At 64.3% G+C, this 21323-nt stretch carries 19 protein-coding genes and 1 pseudogene; 10 read left to right on the top strand and 10 right to left on the bottom strand.

Features of this window, described 5'->3' with window-relative positions:
• Positions 1-75 precede the first annotated feature (75 nt).
• Genes I6F38_RS31780 through grxD form a run of 3 tightly spaced genes read right to left on the bottom strand, consistent with a single transcriptional unit; the run spans position 76 to position 2289 of the window.
• On the bottom strand, positions 76-1359 hold the full coding sequence (locus I6F38_RS31780) for a serine hydrolase domain-containing protein (RefSeq protein ID WP_225163188.1): 1284 nt from the start codon (positions 1357-1359) through the stop codon (positions 76-78).
• Positions 1360-1408: 49 nt separating this feature from the next.
• Positions 1409-1960, bottom strand: a complete 552-nt coding sequence (locus I6F38_RS31785) for an O-acetyl-ADP-ribose deacetylase (RefSeq protein ID WP_225163200.1) — start codon at positions 1958-1960, stop codon at positions 1409-1411.
• Complete coding sequence (gene grxD / locus I6F38_RS31790; protein WP_016843475.1) at positions 1957-2289, bottom strand: Grx4 family monothiol glutaredoxin; 333 nt, start codon at positions 2287-2289, stop codon at positions 1957-1959. Before grxD ends, I6F38_RS31785 begins: the two co-directional genes overlap by 4 nt.
• A 292-nt stretch (positions 2290-2581) precedes the next feature.
• Between grxD and egtB the strand changes: the two genes are divergently transcribed.
• Genes egtB through I6F38_RS31805 form a run of 3 tightly spaced genes read left to right on the top strand, consistent with a single transcriptional unit; the run spans position 2582 to position 5278 of the window.
• Positions 2582-3835, top strand: coding sequence for an ergothioneine biosynthesis protein EgtB (gene egtB, locus I6F38_RS31795; RefSeq protein ID WP_225163189.1), 1254 nt, complete (start codon positions 2582-2584; stop codon positions 3833-3835).
• Between the two features lie 53 nt (positions 3836-3888).
• Complete coding sequence (gene egtD / locus I6F38_RS31800; RefSeq protein WP_225163190.1) at positions 3889-4857, top strand: L-histidine N(alpha)-methyltransferase; 969 nt, start codon at positions 3889-3891, stop codon at positions 4855-4857.
• Positions 4858-4882: 25 nt separating this feature from the next.
• Positions 4883-5278, top strand: a complete 396-nt coding sequence (locus I6F38_RS31805) for a DUF4345 domain-containing protein (RefSeq protein WP_225163191.1) — start codon at positions 4883-4885, stop codon at positions 5276-5278.
• Between the two features lie 9 nt (positions 5279-5287).
• Here I6F38_RS31805 and I6F38_RS31810 read toward each other — a convergent pair whose 3' ends face one another.
• Together I6F38_RS31810 and I6F38_RS31815 are read right to left on the bottom strand one after the other, a co-directional pair.
• Positions 5288-6469: a low temperature requirement protein A gene (locus I6F38_RS31810; RefSeq protein WP_225163192.1), complete on the bottom strand. Its 1182-nt coding sequence runs from the start codon at positions 6467-6469 to the stop codon at positions 5288-5290.
• A 33-nt stretch (positions 6470-6502) separates the two neighbouring features.
• A complete protein-coding gene (locus I6F38_RS31815) occupies positions 6503-6739 on the bottom strand; it encodes a BolA family transcriptional regulator (protein WP_016843470.1) in 237 nt (78 codons plus the stop codon).
• A gap of 187 nt (positions 6740-6926) precedes the next feature.
• On the opposite strand from I6F38_RS31815, the gene I6F38_RS31820 reads away from it, so the two are divergent.
• A complete protein-coding gene (locus tag I6F38_RS31820; protein ID WP_225163193.1) occupies positions 6927-7286 on the top strand; it encodes a DUF427 domain-containing protein in 360 nt (119 codons plus the stop codon).
• Between the two features lie 123 nt (positions 7287-7409).
• On the opposite strand, the gene I6F38_RS31825 is transcribed toward I6F38_RS31820, so the two are convergent.
• Positions 7410-7583 (bottom strand): DUF1328 domain-containing protein, encoded by a 174-nt coding sequence (locus I6F38_RS31825; RefSeq protein WP_024582607.1) that lies wholly within the window; start codon positions 7581-7583, stop codon positions 7410-7412.
• A gap of 187 nt (positions 7584-7770) precedes the next feature.
• Between I6F38_RS31825 and I6F38_RS31830 the strand changes: the two genes are divergently transcribed.
• Complete coding sequence (locus I6F38_RS31830) at positions 7771-8955, top strand: acyltransferase (RefSeq protein WP_057018399.1); 1185 nt, start codon at positions 7771-7773, stop codon at positions 8953-8955.
• Between the two features lie 99 nt (positions 8956-9054).
• On the opposite strand, the gene I6F38_RS31835 is transcribed toward I6F38_RS31830, so the two are convergent.
• Positions 9055-12135, bottom strand: coding sequence for an efflux RND transporter permease subunit (locus tag I6F38_RS31835; protein WP_225163194.1), 3081 nt, complete (start codon positions 12133-12135; stop codon positions 9055-9057).
• Positions 12136-12163: 28 nt separating this feature from the next.
• Positions 12164-13279: an efflux RND transporter periplasmic adaptor subunit gene (locus tag I6F38_RS31840; RefSeq protein WP_225163195.1), complete on the bottom strand. Its 1116-nt coding sequence runs from the start codon at positions 13277-13279 to the stop codon at positions 12164-12166.
• Between the two features lie 164 nt (positions 13280-13443).
• On the opposite strand from I6F38_RS31840, the gene soxR reads away from it, so the two are divergent.
• Both soxR and I6F38_RS31850 read left to right on the top strand, forming a co-directional pair.
• Positions 13444-13920, top strand: coding sequence for a redox-sensitive transcriptional activator SoxR (soxR, locus tag I6F38_RS31845; protein ID WP_057018397.1), 477 nt, complete (start codon positions 13444-13446; stop codon positions 13918-13920).
• Positions 13921-14027: 107 nt separating this feature from the next.
• Complete coding sequence (locus tag I6F38_RS31850) at positions 14028-14288, top strand: GlsB/YeaQ/YmgE family stress response membrane protein (protein ID WP_016843463.1); 261 nt, start codon at positions 14028-14030, stop codon at positions 14286-14288.
• 104 nt (positions 14289-14392) lie between these two features.
• Here the strand turns inward: I6F38_RS31850 and purL are convergent, their stop codons facing one another.
• Positions 14393-16624, bottom strand: a complete 2232-nt coding sequence (gene purL / locus I6F38_RS31855) for a phosphoribosylformylglycinamidine synthase subunit PurL (RefSeq protein ID WP_225163196.1) — start codon at positions 16622-16624, stop codon at positions 14393-14395.
• 173 nt (positions 16625-16797) lie between these two features.
• On the opposite strand from purL, the gene I6F38_RS31860 reads away from it, so the two are divergent.
• The 3 genes from I6F38_RS31860 (at position 16798) to I6F38_RS31870 (ending at position 21020) form a co-directional block, all read left to right on the top strand.
• Positions 16798-17277 carry a PaaI family thioesterase gene (locus I6F38_RS31860; protein ID WP_092088532.1) on the top strand — a complete coding sequence of 160 codons (480 nt, stop codon included), beginning with the start codon at positions 16798-16800 and terminating at the stop codon, positions 17275-17277.
• Between the two features lie 250 nt (positions 17278-17527).
• Positions 17528-19762 (top strand): alkaline phosphatase family protein, encoded by a 2235-nt coding sequence (locus tag I6F38_RS31865; protein WP_225163197.1) that lies wholly within the window; start codon positions 17528-17530, stop codon positions 19760-19762.
• Positions 19763-20009: 247 nt separating this feature from the next.
• Complete coding sequence (locus I6F38_RS31870; RefSeq protein WP_225163198.1) at positions 20010-21020, top strand: acetylserotonin O-methyltransferase; 1011 nt, start codon at positions 20010-20012, stop codon at positions 21018-21020.
• Between the two features lie 14 nt (positions 21021-21034).
• Here the strand turns inward: I6F38_RS31870 and I6F38_RS31875 are convergent.
• A pseudogene (locus tag I6F38_RS31875) lies at positions 21035-21323 on the bottom strand (hypothetical protein); the annotation flags it as partial.

Raw genomic sequence — 21323 nt, forward strand, 5'->3', positions numbered from 1 at the left:
CGGATCATGCCGTCATTCCCTTCTTTTCAACGCGTTGCTTCACGCGAACCGGTATCCACTTCGCTCGAAAACGCTCTAGTTTTCCATGGCTTCATAGACGAGCTGCTTCAGCGTCCGCTGGATGCGCTGACGCTCGGTCGGCGTCTGCTCCAGCAGGACGAAGAAGAAGTCCTGCTTGCGGTCGATGACATAATAGCAGCCGCTGGCGCCGTCCCATTTCAGCTCGCCGAGATCGCCGGGCGGCGGCGGCTTCGCAGTGCCGGGATCGGTGCGCACCGCGATCCCAAGCCCGAAGCCGAAGCCGTCGCCGGGGAAATAGAAAAAGTCGCGCTCGACGCCGGAGCCCGGCCCGACGCGGTCGGTCGTCAGCTCCTTGAACGTCTCGGGCTTCAGGATGGTCTTGCCGTCGAGGGTGCCGCCATAGAGCAGCATCTGCGCGAAGCGCGAATAATCCGCCATGGTCGAGACCATGCCGCCGCTGGCGGACTCCCATTTCTTGACCTTGGTCGGATCGTTGACCCGGCCGACCCGGAAGTCGCTGTCGTTCGGCATCGGCTCGGCCATCAGCTTCTGCTTCTCGGGATCGGTGACGAAGAAGCCGGTGTCCTTCATGCCGAGCGGATCGAGTAGCCTTTCGTGCTCGATCGCCGAGAGCTTCTCGCCGGTGGCCACCTCCATCACGCGCGCCAGAATGTCGGTGGAATGGCCGTATTGCCAGAGCGCGCCGGGCTGGTTGTGCAGCGGCAGCTTGGCGATCCGCTCGGCGAATTCGGCGAGATCGAAATCTCCGCCGTAGATATTGGCTTCCTTGTAGGCCTTGCGGACCAGGCTGTCGCCATAGAAGCCGTAAGTGATACCCGACGTATGCGTCATCAGATCGAGGATCGTGATCGGCCGCTTTGGCGGCACCAGCTCGAGCGTCTTGGTGCCGTCCTCGGCCTTCTTCTCGACGCCGACCTTCACGTTGGCAAAGGACGGGATGTACTTCGAGACCGGATCGTCGAGCTTGTATTTGCCCTCCTGCAGCAGCTGCATCGACACCACGGCGGTGATCGACTTGGACATCGAGGCCAGTCGGAAGATGGTCTTGTCCGTGATCGGCACCTTGCTGACCACATCCTGCACGCCGAAGGCCTCGTGATAGACCGGCTTGCCGTGCTGCTGGATCAGGACGATGGCGCCGGGAATCTTCCCGGTCGCGACCTCGTTCTTGAAGAACTCGCTGATCTTGGCGAGCTTGTCGCGGTTGAAATGCGCACCCGCCGGAATCTCGTAGGTGCCCTCGGTGTGCGGGTACGCCGGCGCCGCCAGCACCACCGCGGCGGCCGCGGCCGCGCACGTCAAACGAAATGAATGCATTTGGATTATCCCTCCCCGGAAATCACGGGGAAGTGTAGCGGCGGTATCATCAGGCACAAGGGCTGCCAAAGGCCCCCAGGACCTTCTGATGAAGCTCGCCGCTTTGGGCAGAAAAGCAGCAAAAGATCACCTGCGTGAGGCCGGGTGCGGCGGCCAGGGCATCGACGACGGCCTTGACCGCGATGTCGGCGGCGCGATCCGGCGGGAAGTGATAGACGCCGGTCGAGATGGCGGGAAATGCGATGGAGCCCAGCTGATTGGCGTGGCACAGCTCGATGCCGCGGCGATAGCAGGATGCGAGCAGCGCATCCTCGTTTTGGGTGCCGCCGTGCCAGATCGGGCCGACGGCGTGGATCACGTGCTTGGCCGGGAGCCGATAGCCTTTGGTGATCTTGGCATCGCCGGTCTTGCAGCCGTGCAGGATGCGGCACTCGGCGAGCAGCTCGGGGCCCGCGGCGCGATGGATCGCTCCGTCGACACCGCCGCCGCCGAGCAGCGATGAATTGGCCGCGTTGACGATGGCGTCAACGCGCAGGGTCGTGATGTCGGTAACGATGACTTCGAGCCGCGCCTTGCCGATCTGGCGCGCCGTCAAGGTCAGGCAGCCACGTCGACCGGGATGCCCTTGTCGGCAAACAGCTGCTGCAATTCGCCGGCCTGGAACATCTCGCGGATGATGTCGCAACCGCCGACGAACTCGCCCTTCACATAGAGCTGCGGAATCGTCGGCCAGTTCGAATAGACCTTGATGCCGTTGCGCAGCTCGGCGGATTCGAGAACGTTGAGGCCTTTGTAGCCGACGCCGATGTGGTCGAGGATCTGCACGACCTGACCGGAAAACCCGCACTGCGGGAATTGCGGCGTGCCCTTCATGAACAGCACGACGTCGTTCGACTTCACTTCGTTGTCGATGAATTGCTCGATGCTCATTTTCGCTTCCTTCGGGGGCGGCGCTCTCAGGCCTTGACGGGCCGGCCCACCCTTCTAACCCGTGACTGACTATATATGTAGGTCAAACCATTGTGCATCCAAAGCAAAATGGCGGAAATCTGGCATGCACCGGGCGCTGCGGGTGCCCAAAATGGGCCGGGATTATCTGACGGCCCCAATATCATCGCGGGGGGAGGCTTTTTTCCCGTAACGGAGCCCCTATCTAGGACGAACTGTCCGTTGGGAACCAGTTTGCCGAAGCAACGTTCTCTCCATTGAATCGGAGACCCCTGTGACGAAACCAGCCTCTGCCGCGGCCGCCCTTCCCGCCGTCCCCCCGTCACTATCCTCCGAATCCGGCCCGCTCGCCCAGCGCTTGGTGGACGCCTATCGCGCCGTCCGCGACGAGACCGAACGGCGGGCCGCACCGCTGTCGCCCGAAGACCAGCTGATCCAGTCGATGCCGGACGCGAGCCCAGCCAAATGGCACCGCGCCCATACCACCTGGTTCTTCGAGCAGTTCCTGCTCGGCGAGCACGTCAAGGGCTACACGCCATTCCATCCCGACTACGCTTATCTGTTCAATTCTTATTACGTCAGCGCCGGTCCGCGGCACGCCCGCCACCAGCGCGGCCATTTGACCCGCCCGACCGCCGACGAAGTCACCGCCTACCGCCGCCATGTCGACGCCGAGGTGGTGAAATTCTTCCAGACTGCCGGAGCCGACACGCTCGAGGCGCTGGTGCCGCTGGTCGAGGTCGGGCTCAATCACGAGCAGCAGCATCAGGAGCTGATGTACACCGACATCCTGCATGCCTTCGCGCAGAACCCGATCCCGCCGGCCTACGATCCGACGTGGCGCTTCCCGGCGTCGCAGCACGGGCCTGAGGAATGGGTGACGCTCAACGAAGGCATCCACACCGTCGGCCATGGCGACGACAGCTTCCATTTCGACAATGAGAAGCCCGCGCATCGCGCCTTGGTCGGCCCGGTCAAGCTCGCGAAGAACCTCGTCACCAATGCCGACTGGCTCGCCTTCATGAAGGACGGCGGCTATTCCACCGCCACGCTGTGGCTGATGGATGGCTTCGGCACCGCGAGCAACGAGGGCTGGCAGGCACCCGGCCATTGGCGCGAGATCGACGGCGAATGGAAGCTCATGACGCTCGGCGGCCTGCAGCCGATCGATCCGTCAGCGCCGGTTTGCCACGTCAGCTATTACGAGGCCGACGCCTTCGCCCGATGGGCCGGCAGGCACCTGCCGACCGAGATGGAATGGGAGGTCGCCGCGCGCGCCGGCCTGCTCAACGACGCCTACGGCATCGTCTGGCAATGGACCCGTAGCTCCTATTCGCCCTATCCGGGCTACCGCGCGATCGAAGGCGCGCTCGGTGAGTACAACGGCAAGTTCATGGTCAACCAGCTCGTGCTGCGCGGCTCGTCGCTGGCGACGCCTTCAGGTCACAGCCGCGTCACCTATCGCAACTTCTTCTATCCACACCATCGCTGGCAATTCACGGGGTTACGCCTCGCAGACTATGCCTGATTGAGTCCTGTCGACATCAATAACGCGTCGGTAAGCGCGTTCGGGAGAGTATCATGAATGTGCATGCCGCCGCTTTGGCCAAAGCGTATCCGTTCGACGAAGCGACATCGGTGTTTGCCGGCGACGTGATTGGCGATCTCGCCCGTCACCCGAAACGGCTGTCGCCGAAATATTTCTACGACGCCACCGGCTCCGAGCTGTTCGAGCAGATCACGGTGCTGCCGGAATATTATCCGACGCGCACTGAGCTTGGCATCCTGCGCGACCGCGGCGACGAGATCGCCGCGATCATCCCCGGCGGCGCGGCGCTGGTCGAGTTCGGTGCCGGCGCGACCACCAAGGTGCGCCTGCTGCTCGAGCATTGCGAATTCGCAGCCTATGTGCCGGTCGACATCTCAGGCGATTTCCTCAAAGCCCAGGCCGACGGGCTGCGGAAGGATTTCCCTCGCCTCGGCATCTACCCGGTCGCTGCCGATTTCACCACGCCGTTCACGCTGCCCGAGGCCGTCGCCACGATGCCGAAGGTCGGCTTCTTCCCCGGCTCGACGCTCGGCAATTTCGAGCCGAGCGAGGCCTTGGCCTTCCTGCGCAGCGCGCGAAAAATCCTCGGCCACGGCGCGCAGATGATCATCGGCGTCGACCTCGAGAAGGACGAGCGCGTGCTGTACGACGCCTATAACGACGCGGCCGGCGTCACCGCGCGGTTCAACCTCAATGTGCTGGTTCGCATCAACCGCGAGCTCGGCGGCAATTTCGATCTGTCGGGATTCACGCACCGCTCGATCTACAACCGCGATCGCCATCGCATCGAGATGCACCTGATCAGTCGCAAGGCGCAGACCGTGCGCATCCTCGGCAACACCTTTGCGTTCCGTCCGGGCGAGAGCATCCACACCGAGAACAGCTACAAATACTCGCTCGAGCGCTTCACCGCGCTCGCCCGCAGCGCGGGCTGGACGGTGCGCGAAAGCTGGACCGACGCCAACACGATGTTCTCGGTGCACGCACTGGTCGCGGACTAGCGCCCAACAAGAGACGGGGCAAATCATGGGCAGGCGTCCGCTGCAGATCGCGACGGCGTTGCTCGCCCTGGTCCCGATCCTGACCGGCATCATCACCATGCTGGGCGTCAGCGATCCGCTCTACGCCTCCGCGGGCGTCCCGGCGCTGCCGGTGCTCGACAGCAATCTGCGCTTCTTCGGCGGGGTCTGGCTTGGTCTCGGCCTCGCGCTGCTCTGGCTGGTACCGCGGATCGAAAGCGAGAGCGTGCTGTTTCGGGTGGTCTGGGGCGGCATCTTCCTCGGCGGCATCGGCAGGCTGCTGTCGATGCTGATGGTCGGCTTGCCGCCGCTGCCCTTCGTGGGCTTCACCGCGCTCGAAGTGATCGGCGCACCGCTGTTCGTCTATTGGCAGCATGTGGTAGCAAAGGCCGGCCGCAAGTAACGGCGGCCGCTATTCCTCTTCCCCCGTCGATCGCAGCGAGATCGACTCCCATGCCGCGACCACGATCATGATCGCGGTGGTGACGAGCGAGAGCACCAGCGGCGACATCTCGCGGGCGAAATAGGCCGTGATCGCCAGCGCGACGATGCCGACGCCGTGCGAGAGCTGGAGGAAGTTGCGGATCACATATTTGAACAGGATGGTCCCGACCAGGAACAGCATGGGCCCGCCCACCGAGCTGACGATCGTGTTCAGATCGGAATGACCGGACGGGTGCTTCAGCACCAGTTCGTCAGCCACTGCGGTGAGGATGATGCCGCCGACGATCGGCATGTGCAGATAGGTATAGGCGATCCGTGCCACGCGGCCGGATTCCTCTGACTTGGAGATCATGTCCGAGCCGGCCTCGGCGCCCTTGTGGAAATAGATCCACCACATCGCGATGCTGCCGACCAGCGCCGAGATGAACGCGGTGACATTCTCCGGCGTCCAGGTCAGCTCGGCAAAGGTCGCGCCATCGACCACGATGGCCTCGCCGAGCGCAATGATGATGAAGCCGGCGCAGCGCTCGGCCATGTGGCCGCCCTCGACCGACCACGCCTCGATCGAGGAAAAGCCGAGCCCAGGGGTCCAGAACCGCGCGGCCGGCGCGATATATTCGATGGTCAGCGCCGCGATCCAGAGCCACATCCGCGTCTCGTGCTCGGCGAATCCGCCGAGGATCCACAGCACGGCCGAGCAGGACAGCCAGGTCAAGATGCGGATGGCGTTGTGGCGCACCGCCGTCCGGCGCCGCGGCGTCGCCAGCAGCCAGAACGCGGTGCGGCCGACCTGCATTGCCGCATAGGTCCCGGCAAACCACAGCCCGCGGCCCTCGAAGGCGGTCGGTATGGAGGTCGACAGCAACAGCCCGCCCAGCATCAGCACGAACAGCAGCAGTCGGACCGGCGTCAGTTCGGGATTGAGCCAGTTGGTGACCCAGGTGGTGTAGACCCACACCCACCACACCGCGAGGAACAGCAGCGTGACCTGCACCGCCCCAAGCAGGGTGAAGTGGTGCAGCAGCGTATGCGACAGCTGCGTGACGGCGAAGACGAAGACGAGGTCGAAGAACAGCTCGGCATTGGTGACGCGGCTGTGCTGGTTCGGCACGATGACGCGAAACATCGCGCCACGCGGATTGTCCACCATGCTTGAGGCCCCCGCCCGCAGCTTTGCCGGGCCCTAGCCTTCCGGCACGCCGGTCTGCAGGGCCAGCGCGTGCAGCACGCCGCCCATCTGGCCCTTCAGCGACTGGTAGACGATCTGGTGCTGCTGGACGCGGGACTTGCCGCGGAATGACTCGGAAATAACAGTGGCGGCGTAGTGGTCGCCGTCGCCGGCCAGATCGCGGATCGTCACCTCGGCATCGGGAATCGCTGCCTTGATCATCGATTCGATATCACGGGCGTCCATCGGCATCCCAGTCCACCTCCGTCAGGTCGTTCGAATCAGGGCCAGATCGGCCAGATAAACCTAAGGATAAAACCTAGCCCTTGGGGTCTTCTAGGTCATCCCGGGCACACTATATTCCCATTCCCAGCGATTTAAACCTGCATCAATCGGTCACAAGCCATCACACCGAAATGACCAGAAGAGGCGCAGAATCATGAAGCTCCCCGGCCCCGATCATCCCATCACGATCACGCCCAATGCCAAGCGCGTCCGCGTCATCGCCGACGGCGTCGTGATCGCCGAGACCACCCATGCGCTGACCTTGAAGGAAGCGAGCTATCCGGCCGTGCAATACGTCCCCCGGCAGGACGCCAACATGGAGCTGTTGACCCGCACCGAGCGGACCACGCATTGCCCGTACAAGGGGGACGCGAACTACTTCAGCATCAAGGCCAACGGCAAGACGCTGGACGACGCGATCTGGACCTATGAGGAGCCCTTCCCGGCGATGACCGAGATCGCCGGCCACCTCGCCTTCTATCCGGACAAGGTGAAGATCGAGGAAGTCGCCTAGGGTCGCCTGCCGCAAGCGCCGGGCCTCGCCCGGCCTTTGGTCGCGCGCTGACCGAGCCTGCAAAACGGCAATGCCCGGGCGAGGCCCGGGCATGACGTCGGGAGCGCTTGGCCCCGATCCCAGCTATACCCTGAATATCGTGAGCCCGAGGATCAGGAGCACCAGGAAGATCACGACGAACACATAGAACAGAAAGCGCGCGATGTCGGCGGAGGCGGCGGAAATGCCGGTGAAGCCAAGCAAACCCGCGATGATCGATACGACAAGGAAGATCAGCGCCCATTTCAGAATTGTCATTACCCGCTCCTCATAACCGCGCGTGTCCGCCAGGTCGGACGAGAACGCCCGCACCCGACCGCAGTTCCAAAGACGAAACAGCTTCGCCGAGATGACCGACCTCGATACTCCCCCGTCCAGCCGATTGGGCCTTGCTGAATCAGGTTCCCGACTGCAACATCAGGGTGCAGACCCGGCTGGTGGCACCATGAAATCGATTGCTCACGCGGCTCCGGCCGTCGACATCCAGGCAGCACCGAAGCTCCACAAGCGCAATGTCGCGCTGGACCGCGCGCGCACCTTCCTGACCCTGGTCGTGCTGCTGCACCACGCGGTGATCCCCTACACCTATTTCGGACACACCGACCCGACATCGTGGATCGGCTTCGACTGCGTGGTGCTCGCCACCGACAGCTTCTTCATGGCGATGTTCTTTTTCCTGTCGGGGCTGTTCGTCTGGCCGGGGCTCGGCAACAAGCCATGGCTGATCTTCCTGCGCGACCGGCTGCTGCGGCTCGGCCTGCCGTTCGTGATCTGCGCTGTCACGGTCATTCCGATCGCCTATTACGCGATCGCGCTGCGCGCGACGCCGGGGCTGAGCTTCTCCGAATTCTGGTGGAAAACCATGACGGTCGGGCCGTGGCCGAGCGGCCCGATCTGGTTCGTCTATGTCCTGATGGCCTTCGACCTGACGGCGAGCCTGCTCTACCGGGTGTCGCCGCGTCTGCTCGATCCGATCAACCGTCTGTCGATCAAGGGATTTCAACGTCCCTCGAAGTTCTGGCTGTTCCTCGTCATCGTCAGTGTCGCCGCCTACCTGCCGATGCTGGTCCATTACGGCCAGAACTACTGGTTCGAGTTCGGACCGTTTTCGGTGCAGGCGAGTCGCGTGCTGCTGTACGCGTCCTATTTCTTCATCGGCGCGGGAATCGGGGCGGCGAACCTCGAGGGCGGCGTGCTCAGCGCGCACGGACGGCTGACCGAACGCCGCTGGTTCTGGACCGGCATCACGCTGATCCCGTACTGTTTGATGTGGGTGATGATCTACATCAAGCGAATGATCATCGGTAACCCCGATCCGCTGCCCGGCTGGTATCTCGGGATCTACGGTACCTTCTACGTGCTGTTCAGCGCCTCGATCCTGTTCGCGATCCTGGCCTACTTCCTGCAATCGAAATCGTCGGGCCCGACGCTGCTCGACCGTATGCAGGGCGACGCCTACGGCATGTTCCTGGTGCACTATCCGATCGTGCTGTGGCTGCAATACTGGCTGTTCGATATGGATCTGCCGGCCTTCGCCAAGGCCGCGATCGCGTTCTTCGCCACCGTGGCGCTGAGCTGGGCGGTCACGGCCGTGTTGCGCAAGATTCCCGGCTCGAGATACGTGCTTTAGTTCGATGAGGCCGTAGGATGGGTAGAGCGCAGCGAAACCCATCACTTTCGTGCCGTGCATCGAGATGGTGGGTTTCGCTGCGCTCTACCCACCCTACGCCTACGCAGCGATCTCGCCCCTCGCCGCCACGCTTTCCAGCCGCGGGGCGGCCGCCGCGCGATGGTCGCGGGCGATCAGGATGTAGAAGGTCGGCAGCACGAACAGCGTGAACAGCGTGCCGATCAGCATGCCCATCACCACGACGATGCCGATGGCGAAGCGGCTCGCGGCGCCGGCGCCGTCGGCATAGAGCAGCGGGGCAAGGCCCGCGACCATCGCGGCTGTCGTCATCAGCACCGGCCGCATCCGCACCGCGGCCGCCTTCTGGATCGCGGCGACCCGGTCGAGCCCTTCACGGTGCTGGATCTCGTTGGCAAAGCTCACCATCAGGATGCCGTGCTTGGAGATCAGCCCGATCAGGGTGACGAGGCCGATCTGGGTGTAGATGTTCAGCGTGGTGAAGCCGAAATATAGCGGCAGCAGCGCGCCGCAGACCGCGAGCGGCACCGTGACCATGATCACCAGCGGATCGCGAAAACTTTCGAACTGCGCCGCTAGCACCAGGAAGATCACGATCAGCGCCATGCCGAAGGTGACGATGAGACGGTTGCCCTCCTGGACATATTGCCGGCTGTCCGACAGCCAGTCGACGGTCATGCCCGGCGACAGCTTCTGCGCCTGCATGAACGACACCGCCTGCCCCATGGTGACGCCGGGTTTCAGCACCGCCGAGATCGTCGCGGCGTTCATCTGATTGAACTGCGGCAGCCGGTTCGGCTCCGGTTTGACGTTGACCTTGATCACCGTCGACAGCGGAAACATCTGCCCCGAGCTCGAACGGACGTTGAAGTTTCCGAGCCCTTCCGGCGTGACCCGGTCGGCCTGGCGCACCTGCGGGATCACTTCGTAGGAGCGTTCAAAGAAATTGAAGCGGTTGACATAATTCTCGCCGACCAGCACCGCGAGAGTGTCGGCGATGGTCTGCATGCTGACCCCGGCCTCGGCCGCCTTGGCGTGATCGATGGTGATTCGCGCGGTCGGGCTGTCGAAGGCGAGATCGCTGTCGACGAAGGCGAACAGCCCGCTCTTCCAGGCGGCGCCCTTCAGCGTCTCGACCTCCTGATAGATGGTGGCGAAATCGCCGGCCGAGCGCACCACCATCTGGAACGGCAGGCCGCCGGTCGCCGCCGGCAGCGCCGCCGGCTGGAACGGCGTCACGCTGGCGCCGAGCACGCCATAGGACATGCCGTAGAGCTGGTTCTGGATGTCGTTGGCCGAGCGCTTGCGCTTGTCCCAATCGGTCAGGGTGATGCCGCCGAAAGCATGGTTCTGCCCGTCGGTACCGTTGATGAACCAACTCGCGTGGTATTCGGGAAACGAGCGAAACAGCTGCTCGATCTGGTCAGAGGAGCGCGTGGTGTAGTCGACGCTGGCATATTGCGGCGCGCGGAGCACGGTGAACACATAGCCCTGGTCCTCGGAGGGCGCGAGCTCGCGCTGGCTGCCGAGGAACAGCACCACGATCGCCGCCAGCACGCTGAATGCCACCAGCAGCACTGCAGCGCGCATCTTGAGCGTCGCGGCCAGCAGCCGGCCGTAGCCGCGCGACAGCCTTGAGAACTGATGCTCGACGAAGCGGGCAAACCGGCCGTGCGAGGTGGCTCCGCCGAGCAGTTGCGCGCTCATCATCGGCGACAAGGTCAGGGCGATGACGCCCGAGACCACCACCGAGCCGGCCAGCGTGAAGGCGAATTCGCGGAACAGGCTGCCGGTCAAGCCACCCATCAGTCCGATCGGCGCATAGACGGCGGCGAGCGTGATCGTCATCGCGATCACGGGACCGATGATCTCGCGCGCGCCGATCAGGGCGGCGTCGCCGGGGCTCCGTCCTTCCTCGATGTGGCGATGGATGTTCTCCACGACGACGATGGCGTCGTCGACCACGAGCCCGATCGCCAGCACCATCGCGAGCAGGGTCAGCAGATTGATCGAGAAGCCGAGCGCCAGCATCATCGCGGCGGTGCCGACCAGCGACAGCGGCACGGTGACCACGGGGATCAGCACCGAGCGGAACGAGCCCAGGAACAGCAGGATCACCACCACCACGATCGCGATCGCCTCGGCCAGCGAATGCTGCACCTCCGATATCGAGGCCTTGACGAAGTGCACGATGTTGAAGACGTCGGCGACCTTCAAACCGGGCGGTGCCACGCGGTTGAGGTCCTCGATCACCTTGCCGGTGGCGGCGACGATCTCCAGGGGGTTGCCGTCGGGCGTCGGTTGCACCGCGATATAGACCGTGGGCCTGCCGCTGTCGCGCGCATTGGAATCGTAGTTCTCGCCGCCGATCTCGAGCGTCGCGACGTCGCCGAGCCGCACCAGGCCCCCGCCGCCGGCGCCGGTCTTGATCACCATCTTGCGGAAATCGTCGAGATTGCGCAGATCGGTCGCCGCGGTGATGTTGGTGACGGTCATCTCGCCGCGCAGCCGCCCAGGCGCCGCCTGCACGTTGTTGGACCGCAGCGCGGCGGAGATATCGGCCGCGGTCAGCCCGCGCGCCGCGAGCTTGAACGGATCGATCCACACCCGCATCGCCAGCGACGATCCGCCCGAGGTGTCGGCCGACGCGACGCCGGGCACCGAGGTGAGCAGCGGCTGCGCCACGCGGGTGGCGAAGTCGGTGATCTGCGCCGGCGTCAGCGTGTCGCTGGTGAAGGCGATGTACTGCACCGCCGACGCGCCGTCGGTAATCTTGGTAATGACAGGATCGAACACGCCGGCCGGCATCCGGTACTTGACCTGCTGCACCTTGGCGAGCACCTCGGTCATGGCGCGGTCGGCATTGGCGTTGAGCACCAGCTTGGCCTTGATCTGGCTGAGGCCGAGCGTCGAGTTCGAGGTCATGTACTCGATGCCGTTGGCAGTCGCGATCGATTGCGCGATGACAGACGTCACGAAGCCCTGCATGACGTCCTGGGTCGCGCCGGGAAACGAGACGTCGACCTGGATCGTCGCGCTCTCCATGCTGGGATATTGCCGCACCGGCAGCGAGACCATCGCCGCGGTGCCGATCAACAGGATCAGCAGGCTGACGACCGTCGCCAGAATCGGCCGGCGGATGAAGATGTCGGTGAAATGCATGATGATTCCTCGGGCGCTGCTCGCGAAGCTAGCGTCCCTTCTCCGGCGTCTCCGCCATGGTCGTCTGGACAGCCGCGCCGGGCATGACGCGGAGCTGGCCCGCGGTGACGATGTGATCGCCGGGCGCAAGCCCCTGCTCCACCACGACACGCTCGCCGATCCGTTGCCCGGTCTTCACGGCGACGCCGACCGCCTTGTTGTCGCGCACGACCAGCACGCTCTCGCCGGATGCGCTGGTCTGGATCGCGGTGACCGGCACCACGATGGCGTCCGGCTGCGGCGGCAGCACGACGTTCACCATCACGAAGAGGCCCGGCCGCAGCAGCCGGTCGGGATTGGAAAACAGGGCTTGCACGAGGACATTGCGGGTGTCCTCGGCGACCTGCGGCTCGATGGCGTTGATCTTTGCCTCGAACACCCGATCGGGGAAAGCGTCGGTACGGATCGTCACCGCGCCTCCCACCTTCAGATTTGACAGGCGCTGCTGCGGAACGGTGAAATTGGCATAGAGCTGGTCGAGCGCGGTCAGCGTCGCGAGCGCATCGCCGGCATTGACGTATTGGCCGAGATTGACCTTGCGCAGACCGATCTGGCCTGCAAACGGCGCCCGGATCGCCATCTGCGCGATCTGCGCATCGAGCTGGTCGAGCGAGGCGTCGGCCTGCTTCAGATCTTCCTGCCGCTGCTGCAGCGTCTCCTGGGTCACGAAGCCGGACGGCGCGAGGCCCTGCGAACGCTTCTCCTGCAGCTGCGCAAAGCGTCCCTTGGAGACCGCGACCGCGCGCGCCGCGCGCAGCGGGGCGTCATAGAGCTGCACCAGCGGCGCGCCCTCGGCGACATCGGTGCCGGCATCGAGATTGATCGCGGTGACGCGGCCGGCAACCTCCGGCGCCAGAATCACCTGCCGCACCGCCTGCAGCGAGCCGATCGCCTCGATCGACCGCGGCAAGGTTTCCGTCCGCACCACCATCGCCGCGACCGGCGTCGGCGGCGCTTCGGCGGTGGCCTTGGCCGAGGCGCTGGATCCGCCTGCGCGCCAGGCAAACAAGCCGGCCGCGGCACAGACGAGCAACAGAACGGTGATGCCGAACGGCTTGGCACGAAGCCCGAGCCAGCGGCGCGACGACAATGATGCGGACGGCATATCGCTTCCAAGAACGAACCCCGGCGTGTCGGCCGGAAGCTTGCCCCTGCAAGCCCGCAACTGATATAGAACCTCAAGTATGGTTGAGGTCAAGGCTGGCAGCTTGCAAGGCTTCTAATGCAAAGCTTCCAATGCAGGACCTCTGATCCGGGATTGCTTGGTCAATGACGCTTGCGCAGGAGCTTTCAGTCGGCGAAGTGGCGCGGCGCAGCGGACTTGCCGTCTCCACCCTTCACTTCTACGAGAGCAAGGGACTGATCGCGAGCCGGCGCACCGGCGGCAACCAGCGCCGCTACATGCGCGGCGTGCTGCGGCGGATCGCAGTGATCAGGATCGCGCAGCGCGCCGGAATCCCGCTGGAAGAGATCAGGCAGACCTTCGCCGCGATACCGCTCGATCGCGCGCCGACCGTGCGCGAATGGGAGCGCGCGATGCGCGCCTGGACCGAGACGCTGGAGCAGCGCATCAACGATCTCACCGACCTCCGCGACAAGCTGTTCAACTGTATCGGTTGCGGCTGCCTGTCGGTGACCGATTGCCCACTGCGCAATTGCGACGACAAGCTCGGCGCCCAGGGACCGGGCCCGCGCATCCTGATCACCGCAGCCGAACGCCGGGCGCGGCGCAAGCGGCGGGGCTGACGGCATTTTCGCGGCCGACAAGTTGCGCACAACCTGCCTTTGGTCACATCCCGCCAGGTGATTCTCAGGTATGCTGGCCGGACTGCTTGACCCTAGGGAGTCCTGAGATGAACGACCCTCAAGTTGGATGGATCGCCGCCATCATCGTCGGCGGACTGGCGGGCTGGCTCGCCGAGATGTTCATGAAGTCCGGAACCGGCATCTTCATGAATATCATCCTCGGCATTGTCGGCGCCGCGCTGGCGAACTGGCTGTTGGGTCTGCTCGGCGTGTCGCTCGGCGGAGGCTGGCTCAGCTATCTCGTCGCCGGCTTCATCGGCGCCTGCATCATCATCTTTGCTTGGCGCGCGGTCCGCGGCGCGACATAAGACATGATCCGAAGGGATCACGTTCGGAATAGAAATGGCGCGATGATGGGTTCATCGCGCCATTGAGATCTTTGCTATGCGCCGCAGCGCCCGATTCGCTCGAATCAGGCGGCAGCGCCGTGCATGTAGTTCGGCAGCCAGTGCTCGAAGGCGCGCGACAGGCTTTCGACCGCAACCGGCGACTCCCCAGCCACCGCAATCGCGTCGCCGCCGGTGGTGCCGATGCGCGCGCAGGGCACGCCGGCGCCCTTCATCTTGGCCAGCACGAGGCCTGCGTCGGCGGCCGGCACGGTGACGATGTAGCGGGCCTGATCCTCGCCGTACCAGTAGGCATGCGGCACGATCGAGGACGGCGCGGCCAGGAGTTGCGCGCCGATGCCGCTTGCGATCGCCATTTCGGCGAGCGCGATCAAAAGACCGCCGTCGGAGACGTCGTGCACCGCGGTCGCGGTGCCGGCGTGGATCATGCCGCGCACCACGTCGCCATTGCGCTTCTCGGCAGCGAGATCGACCGGCGGCGGAGCGCCCTCCTCGCGGCCGCAGACGTCGCGCAGATAGACCGACTGGCCGAGCCAGCCCTGCGTGTCGCCAACCAGAAGGACCGCCTCGCCGGCCGCCTTGAACGCCAGGGTCGCGGACTTGGTGAAGTCGTCGAGCAGGCCGACGCCGCCGATCGAGGGCGTCGGCAGGATGCCGCGGCCGTTGGTCTCGTTGTAGAGCGAGACGTTGCCGGACACGACCGGGAAATCCAGCGTGCGGCAGGCCTCCGAAATGCCCTTCAGGCAGCCGACGAACTGACCCATGATCTCAGGCCGTTCAGGATTGCCGAAGTTGAGATTGTCGGTGATCGCGAGCGGCCGGCCGCCGACCGCGGTGATGTTGCGCCAGGCTTCCGCGACCGCCTGCTTGCCGCCCTCGAACGGATCGGCCTCGCAATAGCGCGGCGTGACGTCGACGGTGAGCGCAAGGCCCTTCGGTCCGTCCTCGACGCGAACCACCGCGGCATCGCCGCCGGGGCGCTGCATGGTATTGCCGAGGATGACGTGGTCGTACTGCTCCCACACCCAGCGCTTCGAGCACAGCTCGGGCGTGCCGATCAGCTTTTCCAGCGCATCCGCGATGCCGAGCGGCGGCTTGACGTCCTGCCCGCGGATCACCGGCAGCGCATTCGAGGCGACATGCGGACGGTCATAGACCGGCGCTTCGTCGCCGAGCTCCTTGATCGGCAGGTCGGCCATCACGTCGCCAGCATGCTTGACGACGAAGCGCTTGGTCGGCGTGGTGTAGCCGACGATGGCGAAATCGAGCCCCCATTTGCGGAAGATCGCCTCGGCCTCTTTCTCCTTCTCGGGCTTGAGCACCATGAGCATGCGCTCCTGGCTCTCCGAGAGCATCATCTCGTAGGCGCTCATGCCGGTTTCGCGGGTCGGCACCGCGGAGAGGTCGAGCTCGACGCCGAGATCGCCCTTGGCGCCCATCTCGACCGCCGAGCAGGTCAGGCCCGCCGCGCCCATGTCCTGGATCGCGATCACGCAACCCTTTTCCATGATCTCGAGGCAGGCTTCCAGCAAGAGCTTCTCGGCGAAGGGATCGCCGACCTGCACGGTCGGGCGCTTCTCCTCGGAGGCGTCGTCGAATTCGGCCGAGGCCATCGAGGCGCCGTGGATGCCGTCGCGGCCGGTCTTGGAGCCGAGATAGACGATCGGCATGTTCACGCCGGAGGCAGCCGCGTAGAAGATCTTGTCGGCATCGGCGAGGCCGACCGCCATCGCATTGACCAGGATGTTGCCGTCGTAGCGGGTGTGGAAGCGAACCTGGCCGCCGACCGTCGGCACGCCGAAGGAATTGCCGTAGCCGCCGACGCCCGCGACCACGCCGGACACCAGATGCCGGGTCTTGGGATGCTCCGGCGCACCGAAGCTCAGCGCGTTCAGGCAGGCGATCGGGCGCGCGCCCATGGTGAAGACGTCGCGCAGAATGCCGCCGACGCCGGTGGTCGCGCCCTGGTAGGGCTCGATATAGCTCGGATGGTTGTGGCTCTCCATCTTGAAGACCACGGCCTGCCCGTCCCCGATATCGATCACGCCGGCATTCTCGCCGGGACCCTGGATCACCCAGGGGGCCTTGGTCGGCAGCCCGCGCAGATGGATGCGCGACGACTTGTACGAGCAGTGCTCGTTCCACATCGCCGAGAAGATGCCGAGCTCGGTGAAGGTCGGAACCCGCCCGATCAGCTTCAGGATGCGCTCGTACTCGTCCGGCTTCAGCCCGTGGGCGGCGACGAGTTCGGGGGTGATTTGGGGCTCGTTCTTGGCGTCGTTCTTGGGCGCGTTCATGGGACCCTTAATAGGTAGATAGAACGGGGGCGAAAAGGCCTTTTAGGGCCCATTTCAGGCCTGTCCAGAGCTTTGCGGCAGCTGGCCGCGGCCCGGGATTTGGTCCCGGGATTTGCACAATGGGGATGGATCGGATTTAAGGACCCGAACCCGATAATTGAAGGCCATATTTCGTGAACGAGCTCGCCAAAACCGCATTCAACCGCCGCCCCGACCTGCACGTCGAAACCGAGGGCGAATTCGCCGGCTGGCGAACCTGGACCCGGGACAATTTCGAGACCCATACCGGCCCGTTTTACCACCGCATGGACGAGAACGGCCGCATCACCTGCGCGTTCCGGGTCGGCAAGAAGCATCTCAACGGCTCCGGCAACGTCCATGGCGGCTGCTTCATGACCTTCGCGGATTACTGCCTGTTCGCGCTCGCCGGCTCGGTGCTGCAGGGCCCCGGCGTCACGGTGTCGTTCGCCTCGGAATTCCTCGACGCCGCCCGCGAGGGCGACCTGATCGAGTGCACCGGCGAGGTCACCCGCGCCGGCATGTCGCTGATCTTCGTGCGGGGCATGCTGACATCGGCGGAGCGGCCGCTGTTCACCTTCTCCGGCACCATCAAGCGGGTGAAGCGCAGGACGCCGGCGCAGGCAACGGCGTAAAGCGCGTGACGTCTGTGGACGCACGCCGTCATCCAGCCGTTACATCGCCACGGATTGAATCGACAGCACAGCTCTAGCGCGTTGTGTTCACGCGCGTTCTTCGCGTGAGGCAATACGAACTGCGGTTGTGACGCATCGACGCACTGTCGTTGCGTCGTCGCGCGCGCGTCACATGCGCGTCAGGCAAGCCCCCGAAGATTGTTGAACGGTTTCCGTTTGTGCGTTCGTGCAGCGAAGTTGGGGCATTCTCATGAAATTGAAGACGTTCGTTTCCGTTACGACGGCGATGTCGCTTGTCGCATCGCTGGCGTGGACTGCAACTCCGGCGCGCGCCGGTCAAGACGGCGATAATGGTGATCGCGGCGTTGGCGATGCTCGCGGTCACGATCAGGATCAAGACCAGGATCATGACGGCGGTCATCACGGCCGCAAGCCGCGCGTGGTGATGATCTCGCTCGACGGTGCCAAGCCCGATTTCATCCAGAAATTCATCGAGGAAGGCGTACTGCCGCGCGACGGCGGCCTCGCCCGGCTGAGCCGGCGCGGCGCGGTGGCGTTGCAGAACGTGACGGCGTCACCGTCGCTCACCGCGGTGTCTCATATTGCCATCGCGACCGGCTCGACGGCGGTCCACAACGACATCCCCTCGAACACGTTCGAGCCGATCGTCGGGCCGATCTCCGCCAGCATCAGCGGCTTTGCGGCACCGATCGGCGGCTACAGCGAGAATCCGCTCGGGCCATCGCCGCATCCGACGGCGGTGCCGTTGTGGGTGCAGCTGCGCCAGCAGGGCAAGAAGGTCGTCACGGCGACCTGGCCCGGCGGCGACGGCGCCGACATCTCCATCAACAAGACCGTGGTGCAGCCGGCCCAGCCGACCCGCATCACCGACTTCACGGTCCCGTTCGGCGCGTTCGGCGGCATCGGGGCCCAGGGCTTCTCGCTGTCGCGAGGCGACTTCACGGCCGACCCGAGCATCGTGACGGCGCTGCAGGCTGCCGGCCATTTCTCGTTCAGCCCGGTGCTGGTGACCTCCGCACCGATCGAGACGTTCTCCTGCTCCGCCGCGGCAACCGCGACCTGCACCAATGCCTCGACGCTCGACGTCAAATATTCGATTCGCGTCGCCGCGATCGACACCACCAACGATCGGAAGGTGAACTACGACACGCTGGTGTTCTTCGATGCCAACCGCGGCATCACCGCAGGACCGTTCCACGCGCCGTCGACCGGGCCGGCCTATGTCAAGTTCGGCGGCGAGAACGCACCGTTCTTCTTTGAAGGCAGCGGGGCGAAGGTTGGTGCCGCGTACTTCGTCTCTGCGCTGTCTCCCGATCTCTCGGTGGTGCGCTTCGCCCGCTACGGCGCCAACTACATCCCGCGCAACACGCCTGTGCTCGCCGACGTCGACGACATCAACAACAACATCGGGTTCTGGCGTCCGCAGGCCGACTTCCGCATTCCGGAGCGCCTGAGCCCGGGCTTCACGGGCTTCCCCGACGTCGAGATCGAGACGATGTTCGAGGACATGGTGAAGACCTTCGTGCGCTACCAGGCCAATATCGGTGAGCGCGCGATCAAGACCCATCCGGACGCCGACCTCGTCATGGTCTATATCGAGCAGCCCGACGGCTCCGAGCACCAGTTCCTGCTGACCGATCCCCGCCAGGGCACCACCCCGACCGACCCGAATTCGATCGGCGGCAACCAGGATGCTGCCAAGGTCAAGCGCTACGCGTCCTACATCCGTTTCGCTTACCAGACGGCCGACAAGGCGGTGAAGCAGATCGCCGATGCGGCGGGCCGCGACAGCAACGTGATCGTGGTGTCGGACCACGGCTTCGCGCCGTTCCACACCTCGGTCAATCTCACCAACATCCTGCGCAACGCCGGGATCGACACCAGCAAGGTCGGGATCCGCACCTCCGGTCCCGCCGCCGACATCTACGTCAACCTGCAGAACCGCGAGCTCGGCGGCACCGTTGATCTGGCGACCTACCGCACACTGGTGGCGCAGATCACCGACGCGGTGAAGAACGCGGTCGACCCCAACGCCCGCTTCAACTACTCACTCAAGGACCAGCGCATCTTCACCGTCGTCGAGACCCGGCCGCTGCAATGCGACGCCGGAACCGGACAATGCATCAGCAAGACCATCGGCCAGGACTATGGCGACGTGTTCGCGCTGATGGCGCCCGGCTACAATTTCGACGGCATCCAGAACCCCGGGGTCGCGCGCCAGGGCGACGCGCCGTTCAACGCGGCAACCACCATGCTGTCGATGCCGAACTTCTATGGCGCCCACGGTCACGACCCCGAGCTTCCGGTGATGAGCGCGACGTTCATCGCCGCGGGCCCGCAGATCCGCAAGGACACCGTGGTGCGGCACATGCGCAATATCGACGTGGCGCCGACCATCATGCGGATCCTCGGTTCGGCACCGCAGCAGGTCGACGGCGAGGTGCTGGGCCAGGTCCTGCGCTAGAGCATGGTCCGGCATTTCAGGCACAGCTCACGCGATGGACGCCGGAGCGGCGTCCATCGCTGATTCGTTCTCGCCAATCCTGCGCCACTGGCGTTCACCGAACGGAAGTGTCAAAATCAGATTTATTCGCCGTTATTTGAAATGACGCCGTGGTGAACCCCTGCCACCCTCCCGGCGCACCAGGCCCGAACCAGGGCGACATGTTCACCCGGCTGCATCGGCAGTGACAACCAATTGGGATCAAGTCATGAGCGCGGCAACACCGGAACATATTATGCAGATTGGTCTGGGCTTTTGGGCGTCCAAAACGCTCTTGAGCGCCGTCGAACTGGGCGTGTTCAGTACGTTGGCCGATGGCCCCGCCGACCTGCCGACGCTGCAAAGGACGCTTGCGTTGCATCAGCGATCGGCCCGCGACTTCCTCGATTCGCTGGTGGCGCTCAGATTGCTTGAGCGCGAGAACGGCATCTACAGCAACACCCCGGACACGGACCTGTATCTCGATCGCGCCAAGCCATCCTACATCGGAGGCATTCTGGAGATGGCGAATGCCCGGCTCTATGGCTTTTGGGGATCGCTCACGGAGGCCCTGCGCAGCGGCGATTTGCAGAACGAGGGCAAGGGCGGAGGAGAAGACTTATTTGCGGCATTGTATGCCGATCCGGATCGGTTGCGGGGATTTCTGACCGCGATGAGCGCAATAAGCGCGGGTGCGGCGCATGCCATTGCCGGCAAGTTCCCTTGGAGCGAGTGCAAGACTTTCATGGATCTCGGTTCGGCTCAGGGCATGGTGCCTGCCACGCTCGCACACGACCATCCGCACCTCACCGGCATCGGCTTCGACCTTCCCGCGGTCAAGCCGGTGTTCGAGGAATTTATCGCTCAGCGCGGGCTGGAGGATCGGGTGCGGTTTCGGGGAGGAAACTTCTTCGAGGACCCGCTGCCGGAGGTTGACGTCATCATCATGGGTCACATCCTTCATGATTGGGACCTTGCCAAGAAACGGGCGCTTCTCGGCAAGGCATTCGATGCGCTTCCGAAAGGTGGCGCAATCATTGTTTATGACGCCATCATCGATGACGATCGCCGCGAAAACGCTTTCGGGCTTCTGATGAGCTTGAATATGCTGATCGAAACCGCCGGTGGGTTTGACTACACAGGCGAAGACTGTCAGGCTTGGATGCGCGACGTCGGATTTTCCCGAACGCGGGTCGAACCGCTCGTTGGCCCGGATTCGATGGTGATCGGATTTAAGTAGCGTATCCGCGTGGTCTACCGATCAGTCCGCTTTCCGGACGCCGCTGCCGACGCCGTAAGCGCCTCGAAATTGTGCTGCCAATACTGCTCGATCTGCTCGACCAGCGTGGCTGGCAAAGGAACGTAGTTGAGCAATTGAGCCTGCGGCTTGCCGCTCTGCAATGACCAGCGCAGGAAGTCGTCCGTGAAGAATGCAGATCGGCCCGATAGATAAGCAGAAGTTGTCTCGATGAAGTGTTCGATTTTGCAGGAAAGCCGGGTGTTGGGCCGCGGTTTCTTGCGTTTTAGGATTTTGCTTTCGAGC

Origin of the sequence: Bradyrhizobium sp. BRP56 (assembly GCF_020194035.1) — a bacterium.
GTDB classification, from domain to species: domain Bacteria; phylum Pseudomonadota; class Alphaproteobacteria; order Rhizobiales; family Xanthobacteraceae; genus Bradyrhizobium; species Bradyrhizobium australafricanum.

Bases quoted from the DNA above. Each gene is read 5' to 3' on its own strand.
- I6F38_RS31780 (WP_225163188.1), bottom strand. From the start codon at position 1,359: ATGCATTCATTTCGTTTGACGTGCGCGGCCGCGGCCGCCGCGGTGGTG.
- grxD (WP_016843475.1), bottom strand. From the start codon at position 2,289: ATGAGCATCGAGCAATTCATCGACAACGAAGTGAAGTCGAACGACGTC.
- egtD (WP_225163190.1), top strand. From the start codon at position 3,889: ATGAATGTGCATGCCGCCGCTTTGGCCAAAGCGTATCCGTTCGACGAA.
- I6F38_RS31805 (WP_225163191.1), top strand. From the start codon at position 4,883: ATGGGCAGGCGTCCGCTGCAGATCGCGACGGCGTTGCTCGCCCTGGTC.
- I6F38_RS31810 (WP_225163192.1), bottom strand. From the start codon at position 6,469: ATGGTGGACAATCCGCGTGGCGCGATGTTTCGCGTCATCGTGCCGAAC.
- I6F38_RS31815 (WP_016843470.1), bottom strand. From the start codon at position 6,739: ATGCCGATGGACGCCCGTGATATCGAATCGATGATCAAGGCAGCGATT.
- I6F38_RS31820 (WP_225163193.1), top strand. From the start codon at position 6,927: ATGAAGCTCCCCGGCCCCGATCATCCCATCACGATCACGCCCAATGCC.
- I6F38_RS31825 (WP_024582607.1), bottom strand. From the start codon at position 7,583: ATGACAATTCTGAAATGGGCGCTGATCTTCCTTGTCGTATCGATCATC.
- I6F38_RS31830 (WP_057018399.1), top strand. From the start codon at position 7,771: ATGAAATCGATTGCTCACGCGGCTCCGGCCGTCGACATCCAGGCAGCA.
- I6F38_RS31835 (WP_225163194.1), bottom strand. From the start codon at position 12,135: ATGCATTTCACCGACATCTTCATCCGCCGGCCGATTCTGGCGACGGTC.
- I6F38_RS31840 (WP_225163195.1), bottom strand. From the start codon at position 13,279: ATGCCGTCCGCATCATTGTCGTCGCGCCGCTGGCTCGGGCTTCGTGCC.
- soxR (WP_057018397.1), top strand. From the start codon at position 13,444: ATGACGCTTGCGCAGGAGCTTTCAGTCGGCGAAGTGGCGCGGCGCAGC.
- I6F38_RS31850 (WP_016843463.1), top strand. From the start codon at position 14,028: ATGAACGACCCTCAAGTTGGATGGATCGCCGCCATCATCGTCGGCGGA.
- purL (WP_225163196.1), bottom strand. From the start codon at position 16,624: ATGAACGCGCCCAAGAACGACGCCAAGAACGAGCCCCAAATCACCCCC.
- I6F38_RS31865 (WP_225163197.1), top strand. From the start codon at position 17,528: ATGAAATTGAAGACGTTCGTTTCCGTTACGACGGCGATGTCGCTTGTC.
- I6F38_RS31870 (WP_225163198.1), top strand. From the start codon at position 20,010: ATGAGCGCGGCAACACCGGAACATATTATGCAGATTGGTCTGGGCTTT.